The 12,965-nt window shown below is 44.1% G+C and carries 12 protein-coding genes and 2 pseudogenes; 2 read left to right on the forward strand and 12 right to left on the reverse strand.

Annotated elements, in window-relative coordinates; translation table 11 throughout:
* A pseudogene (locus tag HRT75_RS09135) lies at window positions 1–306 on the forward strand (NAD(+) synthase); the annotation flags it as partial.
* Between the two features lie 143 nt (window positions 307–449).
* Window positions 450–1,082, forward strand: a complete 633-nt coding sequence (locus HRT75_RS09140; protein ID WP_087523289.1) for a response regulator transcription factor — start codon at window positions 450–452, stop codon at window positions 1,080–1,082.
* A 3-nt stretch (window positions 1,083–1,085) separates the two neighbouring features.
* On the opposite strand, the gene dnaG is transcribed toward HRT75_RS09140, so the two are convergent.
* The 12 genes and pseudogenes from dnaG to HRT75_RS09200 all read right to left on the reverse strand — a co-directional run.
* Window positions 1,086–3,047 (reverse strand): DNA primase, encoded by a 1,962-nt coding sequence (dnaG, locus tag HRT75_RS09145; protein ID WP_291185530.1) that lies wholly within the window; start codon window positions 3,045–3,047, stop codon window positions 1,086–1,088.
* Between the two features lie 96 nt (window positions 3,048–3,143).
* A complete protein-coding gene (locus HRT75_RS09150; RefSeq protein ID WP_291185533.1) occupies window positions 3,144–4,196 on the reverse strand; it encodes a hypothetical protein in 1,053 nt (350 codons plus the stop codon).
* An 85-nt stretch (window positions 4,197–4,281) separates the two neighbouring features.
* A complete protein-coding gene (locus tag HRT75_RS09155; RefSeq protein WP_291185538.1) occupies window positions 4,282–5,097 on the reverse strand; it encodes a hypothetical protein in 816 nt (271 codons plus the stop codon).
* Window positions 5,084–5,650 (reverse strand): RNA polymerase sigma factor, encoded by a 567-nt coding sequence (locus HRT75_RS09160; RefSeq protein ID WP_291185541.1) that lies wholly within the window; start codon window positions 5,648–5,650, stop codon window positions 5,084–5,086. Before HRT75_RS09160 ends, HRT75_RS09155 begins: the two co-directional genes overlap by 14 nt.
* Before the next feature lie 71 nt (window positions 5,651–5,721).
* Entirely contained in the window at window positions 5,722–6,702 is a 981-nt protein-coding gene (locus HRT75_RS09165; RefSeq protein WP_291185544.1) for a polyprenyl synthetase family protein, read from the reverse strand.
* A 30-nt stretch (window positions 6,703–6,732) separates the two neighbouring features.
* Entirely contained in the window at window positions 6,733–7,773 is a 1,041-nt protein-coding gene (gene rlmN / locus HRT75_RS09170) for a 23S rRNA (adenine(2503)-C(2))-methyltransferase RlmN (RefSeq protein ID WP_291185547.1), read from the reverse strand.
* Between the two features lie 79 nt (window positions 7,774–7,852).
* Window positions 7,853–9,511 carry a T9SS type A sorting domain-containing protein gene (locus tag HRT75_RS09175; protein ID WP_291185549.1) on the reverse strand — a complete coding sequence of 553 codons (1,659 nt, stop codon included), beginning with the start codon at window positions 9,509–9,511 and terminating at the stop codon, window positions 7,853–7,855.
* Window positions 9,512–9,681: 170 nt separating this feature from the next.
* The gene (gene queA / locus HRT75_RS09180) at window positions 9,682–10,731 is read right to left on the reverse strand and encodes a tRNA preQ1(34) S-adenosylmethionine ribosyltransferase-isomerase QueA (RefSeq protein WP_291185552.1); all 1,050 of its coding nucleotides are present in this window, start codon (window positions 10,729–10,731) and stop codon (window positions 9,682–9,684) included.
* A 78-nt stretch (window positions 10,732–10,809) separates the two neighbouring features.
* Window positions 10,810–12,039, reverse strand: coding sequence for a 3-phosphoshikimate 1-carboxyvinyltransferase (locus HRT75_RS09185; RefSeq protein WP_291185554.1), 1,230 nt, complete (start codon window positions 12,037–12,039; stop codon window positions 10,810–10,812).
* Window positions 12,036–12,272 carry a hypothetical protein gene (locus HRT75_RS09190; protein WP_291185556.1) on the reverse strand — a complete coding sequence of 79 codons (237 nt, stop codon included), beginning with the start codon at window positions 12,270–12,272 and terminating at the stop codon, window positions 12,036–12,038. The genes HRT75_RS09185 and HRT75_RS09190 overlap by 4 nt, the downstream gene beginning before the upstream one ends.
* Window position 12,273: 1 nt before the next feature.
* A complete protein-coding gene (locus HRT75_RS09195; protein ID WP_291185558.1) occupies window positions 12,274–12,600 on the reverse strand; it encodes a nucleotide pyrophosphohydrolase in 327 nt (108 codons plus the stop codon).
* Window positions 12,601–12,603: 3 nt separating this feature from the next.
* Window positions 12,604–12,965: pseudogene (locus HRT75_RS09200) on the reverse strand (hypothetical protein); the annotation flags it as partial.

The following is a 12,965-nucleotide window of genomic DNA, read 5'->3' on the forward strand; positions in this document are numbered from 1 at the left end:
CCCATTGCCGATCTTATGAAAAGTGAGGTTTACGCTGTTGGAGCTCATATAGGAGTTCCTGCGGCGATCATGAATGCAGCACCAACCGATGGTTTGTTTGGAGATAGCAGAACCGATGAGGATCAAATTGGTGCCTCCTACGACGAATTGGAATGGGCCATGGCCATGCAAGATCAGGGCAAAAAACCAGAAGATTTTGAGGGTCGTGAGCAAGAAGCCTACAAGATCTATTTACGGTTAAACCGTATAAATCAGCACAAAATGCAGCCTATCCCAGTCTGCGAAATCCCCCATGAATTGCGTTAATCCGTGCTTTATCGAAAATTTAGGACGTTAAACGAAATTTAATTCCACCCCTCCGGCTTTTTCCTATTTTTGAAATTGTAGTATTTCTACTACACATATTTAAACTGTGAACTTAATGTTCGCGGCAACATAACCTCACAATTATGACCAAAGTATTAATAGCGGATCATCACCCCGTAGTACGCAAGGGAATTGAATGTCTGCTCCAAGGACACGAAACGATTGAGATCGTAGATAAAGTCCACAACGGAACAGAACTTTATAAAGCATTGCGTGAAGAAAAACCGGATGTACTTGTAATGGAAATTGACATTCCACAAGTCAACGGAATCACGGCGCTAAGAACTATCAAGGCAGAATTTCCAGACGTACGTGTGCTGATCTACTCCACCAATCCAGAAGAGATATACGCCTTGCGTTCCATCAAATCAGGAGCGGCAGGTTACGTGCCAAAAACAGCATCGACAAAAGTATTTGTAGACGCGCTTGAGTTAGTAGCCAAAGGTGGAATTTTCTTGAACGAAGAATTGACATCAACTTTCACATCCCGAAATGTAGGCGAATCCAGTGCGATTAGTCGTTACAAGAAGCTTTCTTCAAGAGAGATCGAAGTACTCAATTTATTGTCTAGTGGTAAGCGAAACAAAGACATCGCTAACGCCCTTGACATTAACGAAAAAACCGTGAGTACGTACAAAACAAGATTGCTTAAGAAGCTTAAAGTAGACAATTTGGCGGATCTGATCCACCAGTCTCGTATGTTTCAATTCAGATAAGCTTTAGAGCACGCGACCGAGCTTGTTGCTCAAGACCTTTTTAAGCCCCTGGTAATCAATTATGGTTTCTAGGGGTTCTTTTCTTTCGGCATCCTCAGCTTCTTTGACGATATTGGCCAACTCTTCTATCTTTTGTGAGATGAGCAAACGACGCAAATTCAATATGGTTTGACTCACATACTGCCCAATGGAATAGGTCTTGTCTTTGACATAGATTTCTTTGGATTCCCAATTTCCTAGCTGATAGCGCTCGTCATCCATTAAAATACTCGTAGCCATCGACGCGGGTCCGGGTTCTAATGTGTGAATTAGCGAATCGATCTTTTCTCCTCCCTGATTGAGATGTTCAATCAAAGCATAGTATAGGGCTCTAAAGTCCGGATTGGCCAACTCGACCTCATCGTCTTGTAAATCCAAATACACCTTTTCAAAAACTTTGGCGGTATGAAACTCGGGCTTGTGTTGCATCTCGCCTTGATCGTCCATTTCTATGACGAGATCTTCAAACTCAGCTTCGAGGTTCCCATAAAGCAACAAGATCTCCAATATTTTACGCTCGTATTCGTAGAGCGGGTCTACCTTTTGCGTAGGAAGCTCCTGATTGGCAATCACCTCAAAAGGAGGTTGCTCTGGCTTTCGAGCTGTCTTTTTCTGCTCTTTTTGCTCTTTACTGAGCAATTGTGCGAGCGCATTGAAAAGCACTTCCTCACTCATCTCCATGATGCGAGAGCACTCTTGTAAATAGACCTCACGTTGGATGACATCCGGAATCTTGGCGATGCTTTGTACCATTTCACGAATGGTCGCGGCTTTCTTTACAGGATCGTTAGCTGATTCCTGAGCTAGTAGTGAAGCTTTAAAATTGATGAAGTCTTGACTTTCTCCCTCCAAAAATTTAATCACCTGCTCCTGCGTATGGCCTTTGGCAAAACTGTCTGGATCTTCGCCTTCTGGGAAGGTGCATACTCGCACATTCATGCCTTGCTCAAGAATAAGGTCAATTCCTCGCAGAGAAGCGCGCAACCCTGCAGCGTCGCCATCAAAAAGCACCGTGATGTTTGGTGTTAATCTACGAATCAAACGTATTTGATCCGGAGTCAAGGCTGTACCCGATGAAGCTACCACATTGGTCACTCCAGTTTGGTGCATTTGAATCACGTCCGTATACCCCTCAACAAGATAACAGCGATCTTCTTTTGCTATGGTTTGTTTGGCCTGATACAGACCGTAAAGGATCTTACTCTTCTGATAGATCTCGCTCTCAGGAGAGTTCACATACTTGGCCGCTTTTTTATCGTTGGTCAAAATACTACCGCCAAATCCCAAGACGCGACCACTCATGCTGTGGATTGGGAACATCACCCGACCCTTAAAACGATCAAACTGCTTGTCTTCACGGACAATGGTCAGTCCTGTTTTGTCCAGATAATCGAGTTTATAACCCTTCCCTAAAGCCTCTGAAGTAAAGGCATCCCAACTGTTGGGATTGTAACCCAGTGCAAAATCTTTAATCGTTTGGTCTGTAAAGCTGCGCTCTTTAAAATAGGTCAACCCAATGGCTTTACCCTCTTCACTGTGCAATAAGGTTTTATGGAAATAATCCTTGGCAAACTCACTGACCAAATACAAACTCTCTCGTTCACTGGCCAGTTGCTTTTGCTCATCGGTTTGCTGAGTTTCTTCTACCTCTATGCCGTATTTTTTAGCGAGGTACTTAATCGCCTCTGGATACGAAAAATGCTCGTGTTCCATCAAAAAGGCCACGACATTCCCTCCCTTACCACTGGAAAAGTCTTTCCAGATCTGCTTTACCGGAGATACCATAAAGCTCGGCGTACGCTCCTCAGTGAACGGACTCAAGCCTTTAAAATTCGAACCTGATTTTTTGAGTTGCACAAAGTCACCGATCACCTCTTCCAGGCGAGCGGTTTCATATACTTTGTCTATGGTGCTTTTGGAGATCAATACTCAGGTCTAAGAGGATAAAAATAGCAAAATAGGCCCTATTTACACTAAAAAAGGCACCCTAAGGTGCCTTCTTTTTTAAAAATGAGAACGGGTTTAATCCACGTCGAATCGTAAGCCGACAGAAATATTGCGCTGTTCCACCGGATTGTCTTTAAAGATCGGGTTGAGATCGTACTTCACATAGAGGGCCATTCCTGTCCATCCAATGTATCCACTCAAACCGTAAGCAAAGTTATTGGTGTTGAAATTACCGGTTTGTTTTTGCTCCACTTCATTACCGTCCGGGCCGTCAAAACGCAGCTTTTGAACGGTGCGCAATCGGAATCCAGCATATCCACCCAAACCAACTTTAAGTTTATTACGGGTTGAATAACGGAAGTAGTTTTCCTTTTCTATTTTTCTTGATGGTCCAAATTCAAAGTGCATCGGGAACACCAAATAATCATTTCTCAGTTTTGATTTATCCAAGCTCGCACCAAATTCGCGCACTACGGTCTCTGTTCCGGTATCTTCAAAGAAGCGATCGTCAGTCAGCTTAAGTCCATTGAACTGAAAAGAGAATCCGTACTTGAAACGCAGCCAATTTGAGTTTTTAAACACGCGAGTTTTCCAAGCCCATCCCAATTCAAAAAAGCGACTTCCTGCAATTTTAAAATCAGTATCTCCAAAGGACTCACCCTCTGTGATGGCATTGTTCAAACCAAAGGCCAATACCAAGTCGCTGGTTGTTCTGCGGTCGTACTTGCGTTCTTTTGGAGTGTAGTCAAAATCAAGGACCTTTCCTTTAGAAAAAACAACCAATTCAAAATTATCTGTGGACGTCGTGTTCAAGGAACCGTTGCGTTCTAAAAGATCGATCTGATTTTGAATGATCACCACGCGATTTTCAATGTTCAAGGCGCGCTTTTCTGCTGCTTCTTGTTTGAGCTGAGTCGCTTCATCTTCTGTGATCTCTCCTTTATCTAAGCGATCGTTGATGGCGATTACCTCATCTTTTAAGGCTTCTTTTTCTTCGGTCTGAACCGCCTCTATCTTTCCTTGTAGATAGTCGATCTGTGCCTGTGCATCGTTGGCATCCTGCGCTGATAGTGATACTGTAGCGAGCAACCAAATAACAACAGCGGTACTGTAAGTAATGATTCTCATAACGTTTTTGATTTTAAGTAGAAGCAAACCCCACCCCTACCACCGCAGGGGTAGTGCTATGCTTCCAGATTGATGAATGAATGAATTAATTATTGCGAGTGGCCATAGCCGTTCGAATCTTGTTGTAACCGTCTCCCAGGGCGTCAAAGACCTTATCTCTAAAGGAGCGTTCTAAATCGTACTCCACGTCCATAAGTAGTGCATTGGCGTCTACTTTGAGGGTCTCCATATTGATCATGGATTTGGTCTTAAGTTCTAGCTGGGCTTGCAGTAAAAGATCCGCGATCTCTTCCTCGGAAACTTCGGCATTAGCTGCTTCTAAATCTTTGATCTTTCCAACGACCTCCTCTACTTTAGCAGCTACCGCATCCTGATCTTGTGTATTCACATCTGCAGTATTCACTGCAACTGCCGTATTTTCAATTTCCCTTGGATCTACAAGGATCACTTCGGATTCTGTCGGAGCTTCTTCTACCGGAGTCTGAGCAATTGAAGTTTTCTTCTGCTCAACTACTTCTTCTACTTGGATTTCCTTTTCAGGAGTATCCTCTTGCTGCTGATTTTGTGCAGCAACCTCTGTCACTTCTTCTTGTTGCTCTAGCTCATTCTCTAAAGGAATCGCGGGGATCACGTTTTCTGTCTTTGGAGCTTCTGGAGCAGGCTCTTCAATAACGATCTCATTTTGCTGCTGGGCTGGATCTCCACTCCAGATCAAAGAACCTATTAATGCTAATCCAGCAATTCCTGCCGCAATTGCCCACCAGATCCCAAAGCCTTTCTTTTCGCGCTTTGGAGCCTCGTCCAGGCGAGCCGCTAGTTTATCCCAGGCCTCGGCACTTGGCTTGATCTCGCGATTTTTAAACTGATCGCGTATGTTGTCTTCAAATTTAAGGGGTGCCATAACTTGTCTTGTTTTGAGCGTTTAACTGGCGCTGTAATAATTTGCGCGCCTTAAACAATTGGCTCTTTGAGGTGCTTTCACTGATCCCGAGTGCTTCGGCGATCTCACTGTGCTTATATCCATCTACAGCATACATCACAAAGACCATTTTGTAACCTTCTGGCAACTCGTCAATAAGGAGTTGCAAATGTTCCACTTCCAAGGGACTGTCTAGATAAACGGCGTGTTGCGTAGTGTGATCGATGGCTTCTTCTGATTCGAAGTGAAGTTTTCGCTCTTTGCGCAACCAAGAGATAGATTCTCTAACCATGATTCGGCGCAACCAGCCCTCAAAACTTCCGCTACCTTTAAAAGAATCCAAGGCGGTAAAGGCTTTAAAAAATCCTCCTACCATCACCTCTTCTGCCAGAGATATGTCTTTGATGTATTGTCGACAAACACTGAGCATCTTTGGTGCGAACATCTCATACAATTGCTGTTGGGCCTTCCGATTGTTTGTTCGGACCTTTTCCAAAAGTTGTTCGAGATTCTTATGTAACGTGATCACTTTCACTAAAGCAGACCTTGTTGGGTTTCGCTATAAAGACGCAAATAGTTTCCCAAAGGTTGCCTGAGGTTTAAAAATTATTTTTTTCTGTCGATAACGTAGTCTACCATCAGCACCAAAGAATCCTTGTAAGGCGAGTCTGGGTAAGGCTTTATAAGCTCCATGGCTTGCTCTTGATAGGCCTTCATTTTTTTTACCGCATACTCCAAACCACCCGCTTCTTTAACATAAGCAATCACCTCTTTGACACGTTTTTTGTCTGTATTGTGGTTTTTAACCGAGTTGATCAACCAACGTTTTTTGTCAGCCGGAGCTGTATTGAGTGCGTGTATAAGCGGCAGCGTCATCTTTTGCTCTTTAATGTCTATTCCTGTGGGCTTCCCGATCTTGGCTTCTCCGTAGTCAAACAGATCATCTTTGATCTGAAAGGCCATCCCAATCAATTCTCCGAACTTCTCCATGAGTTTCACCTCCTCTTTGGTGGCCCAAACGGATTGTGCTCCCATGGCGCAGCAAGCCGCAATCAGTGTAGCGGTCTTTTTGCGAATGATCTCGTAATAGATATCTTCTGTGATATCGAGTTTTCGAGCTTTGTCTATTTGCAGCAATTCTCCCTCTGCCATCTCCCGAACCGCTTTAGAAATGATGCGTAATAGATCAAAATCGTCATTATCAATACACATCAACATCCCTTTAGAGAGCATAAAATCTCCTACCAGAACAGCGATCTTGTTCTTCCACAAGGCATTGATGGAAAAGAACCCACGACGCTTATTGGAATCGTCTACCACATCATCATGCACCAAAGTGGCCGTATGAATGAGCTCAATAACACTCGCTCCTCGATAGACGCGATCACTCAAAGGGTCATCTCCGTGAATCATCTTGGCAATGAGGAACACGAACATAGGGCGCATTTGCTTGCCCTTGCGATTTACAACATAATGGGTAATACGATTAAAAAGCGGTACACGAGATTGCATGGAGTTGGAGAATTTCTTCTCGAAGAGTTCCATTTCGTGTTCAATGGGTAATTTGATTTGACTGACCGCCTTCACCTTACAAAGATACGAGAAAAGCGCGCTATACTAATGCTTATTAGCCAGTTGTCCGCAGGCGGCATCTATGTCCTTCCCACGGCTTCTTCTCACGGTCACAGGGATACGTTTGGCCTCCAATTTTTGAATGTAGCGATCCAAGGTGGCGTCATCGGCTTGTTTGAATTGATCATCACCAATGGGATTGTATTCAATGATATTGACCTTACATGGCACATACTGACAGAATCTTACTAAGGCGTCAATAGCTTCTTCGGAATCATTAATATCCTTCCACACCACATATTCATAAGTGATTCTGCGCTTGGTCTTGGCATACCAATACTCTAAGGATTCTCTGAGATCAACTAAAGTAAAACGCTTAGCAAAAGGCATGATCTTTTCTCGAGTCTCTTGAATGGCGCTGTGGAGCGATACGGCGAGGTTAAACTTTACCTCATCATCTGCCAACTTCTTAATCATTTTAGGCACCCCAGAAGTAGATACTACGATCCTCTTGGGAGACATTCCCAAACCTTCTTTACTGGTGATCTTCTCTACAGCAGCCAAAACATTATTGTAGTTCATGAGCGGCTCTCCCATACCCATAAACACAATGTTTGATAGCGGTCTGTTGTAATACAACTGACTTTCCTTGTGAATGGCCATGACTTGATCGTAGATCTCATCTGGATTCAAGTTTCGCATACGCTTGAGTTGCGCTGTGGCACAGAAGGCACAATCCAGACTACATCCTACTTGAGACGAAACACAGGCTGTGGTTCTGGTCTCCGTGGGAATTAAAACCGATTCAACGATCAGGCCGTCGTGCAAGGCTACCGCATTCTTGAGCGTACCGTCCTCACTTTTTTGAATCTGATCTACAGCAATGTGATTGATCACAAAATGTTCGTCCAAGAGCGCACGAGTCTGTTTGGAAAGGTTGGTCATGGACTCAAAATCATGTGCACCTTTGATCCAAAGCCATTCATAGACCTGATTGCCGCGAAAGGCCTTATCACCTTGTGCTACAAAAAAGTCGCGCAGTTCCTCTTTGGTCAATGCTCGTATATCCTTTCTCTTGGATTCCATGCTGCAAAATTACCACAATTAGGCATAAAAAAACCCTTTCTGCTTCCAGAAAGGGTTTTGAATTTTATTCGCGTTGTGATTAATGACGAACGACGATCTTTTTAGTAAGACTCGCTCCATTCTCATCATCAACGATTTTTAAGAAGTATACTCCGTTTTGAAGACCAGAAACGTTCAGCTCATTGTTAACTGCTCCAAAGCTTCCGCGCTCCACAACCTGTCCTAAGATGGTGTAAAGTTCGTACTCTAAGTCACTGCTTCCAAAGTGAACCACATTAACCAGTGAATTCGCAGGGTTCGGGAAAATCGAAAGATTGGACTCGAACTGGAAGTCTGTTGTAGAAAGTGTCTCTAAGGTATCACCTGCAGTTCCGTCTGGATCTAACCAGAAGCGAACACTATTAGAAGCAGAAGAACCAAAGTCCCAAGAAACATCAAAACGTCCGTAGATATCAAATCCGCTGTTGTCTGAAGTTCCTGAACATGCAGCAGTACCTCCGGCCAATTGACCAACAATTAGTCCGTTTTGGTCAAAAAGTGGAGATCCAGAAGATCCACCTTCTGTAACACCTATTTCCCAGCCGCCACCGCCGCCGCCGCCGACGCCGTTGATTCTCCACATTTCTGTAGATGGGTTACCGTTGAAATTGTAAATAGCTCTAGATGGTGAGTTGTTATCACGACATACCTTCATAATGTCCCCGCTTGGGTGGTGAATACCTACAGAGTAGTTAGGAATAGCAGTTGTACTGCGGTTCCAACCTGCCCAAACTAAATTCCAAGAATCTGGAATAGCACTGTTGAGCTCTACCAGACGAACATCTGACTCACTGTTTATGGCGCGGTTTACTGCTCCGGAAGTGGTGTTGAACGCGCTTGAGGTACTCGGTGTAGTGGTACCGCAAGAAGGATCTGGACTTCTCCAGTTAAAACGGAAAGACCAAGTTGCAGGACTACCCGCATCACAGTGGTTGGCAGTCAAGAAATATGGAGTCTTATCGTTGTTGGTGTTATTGATCAAAGCACCAGAACAAACAAATCCACCCATAATTTGTAGTGCAACAGAACGTTTAAGATCTTCTTTAAAAGGATCCCAATCTGCTCCTACTGGACAATCTACATCGTGGTTACAGTTTCCAGAATCGTTCAACCCTTTAGCCTGAACACCATCACTGAACAATTGTGATTTAGAACGGTATCCGTGAACCACTTTGGCCAAGTTTAACTCACCTTGACCGCGAACGGCCTTAGGCTCGTAGTACTCAATCCAGATATTATCACCGTCAACCAACCAAGTACCGAGCATTTTCTCAGCATTGTTTAGGTTGTCCGTGTAAGCTCCCAAAAGACTAGTACGATCATCACTGTACAAATACACTTTGGCTCCCGGAGGCAGATCATAACGATCAAACACAAAGTTCAAAGTCTTAGCTCCTTCAGAAACTAAATTGATTCTCCAAATTCCATCTCCGTTTGGAAGCTCGTCCCAAACTCCAGCAGTCTCTAGCCCAAGATCTACTGAATATTCATAACCGAATCGCCATGGGCGTCCGGACATTTTATCATTTACGGCATCTTCTGCTTGAAGAGCTTTGAGGTCAATTCCCTCTAAAACCACAGGATTTAGGGCAGAACGAGTGTTGAGATCCCAAGAAACTGGTTCTCCTTCGTTGGTTACCTGAGCATGAGTAGTCACGCCTAGGAGCAGAAGTGCAAATAGCAAAGTAATTTTTTTCATGTAAGCATTTTTAGTCAGTTGCCACAGTCAAGAACTGTGACAGAATAGGTTATAAGCTCTAAATGTACGATTTTTTTGCAATCGAGGGTGGAGAAATCCCCCCTTTCTTGGGACACAAAAAAAGCCCATTGCAAACAGCAACGGGCTTTCAAAGTTTTTTTTAGAGCGTATTATAGGATCAACATAGCGTCTCCGTAGGAATAGAAACGGTATTTTTCCTTCACTGCTTCCGCATAAGCTTCTTTAATGAATTCATGGCCAGCAAAGGCAGAAACCATCATCAACAAGGTTGATTTTGGTGTATGCAGATTGGTGATCATTGCATTAGCAATGCTAAATTCATAAGGAGGAAAAATGAACTTATTGGTCCATCCTGCATAAGGGTTCAAAGTTCTGTTCGATGAAACTGAACTCTCTAGGGTTCTCATCGCTGTAGTTCCAACAGCACAAACGCGCTTTTTATTGGTAAGCCCGGTGTTGATCATATTGGCCGCTTCTGGAGAAATGATGATCTCTTCAGAATCCATTTTGTGTTTGCTAAGATCTTCTACCTCAACCGGAGAAAAAGTTCCAAGTCCAACGTGCAAGGTCACTTCACTAAAGTGAACCCCTTTGATCTCCAAACGCTTCATCAAGTGCTTCGAAAAGTGCAGCCCGGCAGTCGGAGCAGCAACAGCGCCCTCGTTCTTGGCGTAGATAGTCTGGTAACGCTCTTCATCTTCTGGCTCTACATCACGCTTGATGTATTTTGGAAGTGGAGTTTGCCCGAGTTCGTTAAGCTTCATACGGAACTCTTCATAAGAACCATCGTAAAGAAAACGAAGGGTACGCCCTCTAGAAGTCGTATTATCAATAACCTCAGCTACCAGGCTTTCATCCTCTCCGAAGTACAACTTATTACCGATACGGATCTTACGTGCAGGATCAACCAACACATCCCAAAGACGGGTTTCAGCATTTAGTTCACGCAATAAGAAAACCTCGATACGCGCTCCTGTCTTCTCCTTATTTCCAAACAAACGAGCTGGGAACACTTTGGTGTTGTTTAGTACCAAAACATCGTCTTCATTAAAATACTCGATCAAATCTTTGAACATGCGGTGTTCAATGGTTTGCTTCTCGCGATCCAATACCATTAAACGCGACTCATCACGATTGGCAGAGGGATATTCAGCAAGTAATTCGGTTGGAAGATCGAAGTTAAAGTTAGAGAGCTTCATAGGCCTTCGGCGGTTTTTTTAGTTTACAAAGGGGCAAATATACAACCTCGGCATAGGGGTTGTCAAGTAAATGGCGGTTTATCTTTGATTTTCAATCTGAAAACCCAAGGTTTTGAGATCTTCCCAAAATTCTGGATACGATTTAGACACTACTCCCGCCTCCTCAATAACCAAATCCGTTTTCAAAGCCAAGGGCGCAAAAGCCATGGCCATTCGGTGGTCTTGATAGGTTGCAACACTAACTCCTGATTTGATTCCTTCAGACGGCGCCAAACTCAGATGATCATCGGTGATATTAACTTGAGCGCCAAACTTCTCCAATTCGTTTTTCAAGGCTTGTAAACGGTCGGTCTCTTTGATCTTGAGGGTGTGTAATCCAGAGAGTTCACAACCAATACCCAACCCATAACAACAGACCGCAATGGTCTGCGCAAGATCAGGGGTGTCTGCCAGATCCGCGGTGTAGACCTCGGGGAGGTCGACTGCGGATTTAGTCAAGTTCAAACTAACTTCATCAGCATTAAAAGCACTTTGCACTCCTAAGGGCTCAAAGAGCTTGACAAGGGCTGAATCGCCTTGTAAGCTATCGGGTTTATAACTGCTGAGGACGATAGAATCCGCTTGCCCTAAGGCCATCAAACTGTAAAAATAAGAGGCTGAACTCCAATCAGACTCCACGGTAAAATCTTTAGTTTTTAAAGCCGTGATGGGCCCAACAAATACTTCCTTATCGGTCAAGAGTGTCTCGGCTCCAAGTGCTTCTAAGAGCGTCAAAGTCATTTGCAAATAGGGCACAGAGGTGAGCTTGCCTTCTAGCTCTAAGACCAAGCCAGAGTCTAGACTGGATCCCGTCAGCAATAAGGATGACAAATATTGACTGGAAATATTAGCGGCGATTCGTACTCGATTCCCCGTAGGTTTTACTCCGCTTATCCGCAAAGGTGGGTACCCTTCCTCTTTCTCATAATCGATTTTAGCTCCGAGTTGCCTTAAGGCATCAACCAAAACCCCAATAGGGCGTTGTTGCATCCGCTGGCTTCCTGTAAGCACACCTTCAAACCCAGGTTTGAGTGCTAGATAGGTAGTTAAAAAACGCATGGATGTGCCTGCGTGATGGATGTCCAAAACGGACCCATCGCTGGCCAGTGCGGCTTGCAAAACATCGGTATCATCACTGTTAGACAGATTGTCTATGCGCAAATCCGGATAAAGCGCTTGCAGGATGAGCAGTCGGTTTGATTCACTTTTGGAGCCTGTTATTTTCAGGGCTCCAGATTTCAAAGTTGAAGCACTAAGCTTTAAGTTCATTGCTGTTCGCGTTTGTATTTTGCCCAAAATTTTCCGTAGGTCACAAAGAATCCGTAAAACAAGCCACTGGCCAAACATACCGCTACCAATTGCACGGGGTCACGATCTTCCCAAAACGACATTTGAAAACCGTTGACGCCCCAAAAGAGAAGTACAAAAACTACGATGAATGCGGTGCCTAATGAGACTACCGATTTCCAAAATTTGGAATCGCTTAAGATTCGTTTGATCATGCTATTTCAGTTTTGGATTTTGCTGATGCCTGTCGTGATCGCGCTTGGTTTTAATGTCCATCTTTTTGTCAAAAGCTGCCTGCAGGTCTATTCCCGTTTGATTGGCCAAACACAAAACCACAAAAACCACATCGGCGAGTTCCTCTCCAAGGTCTTTCTCCTTGTCCGATTCTTTTTCACTTTGCTCCCCGTAGCGGCGGGCAATGATTCGGGCCACCTCCCCAACTTCTTCTGTAAGTTGGGCCATATTGGTCAATTCATTAAAATATCGGACGCCGTGGGCGTTGATCCAATCATCTACAGCTTTTTGAGCGTGTGCCAAATTCATAGCTTAGGATTTACTGATTATTACCCGCTCACTCTCCTTAGCCACACGTTGACCATAGAACTCCTTTAAAGTGTCATAGTATAAAGACGGAACCACCGCTTGCTTCATGGTAATGGAACACACCACATTGAGTTTTCCATTGGACTGGCCAATATTATAGGTGTAAGCTCCTAAACCATCGGGAAGAGAGATATTTAAAGCTTCCGGGACGCTAGTCACCGTATAGCCCTCAGGTAAAGTTATGTTAATGATCTTACGGTGCATATATGGATGCACAAAGTTGATGGGATAGTTGCGCTCATCCAGTTTGAATGGATTCTCATACCACGTTTTACCGGAGATATCTATCTTCCCAGGGTTAAGCT

Origin of the sequence: Gilvibacter sp., from assembly GCF_013214815.1 — a bacterium.
Classification (GTDB): Bacteria; Bacteroidota; Bacteroidia; order Flavobacteriales; family Flavobacteriaceae; genus Gilvibacter.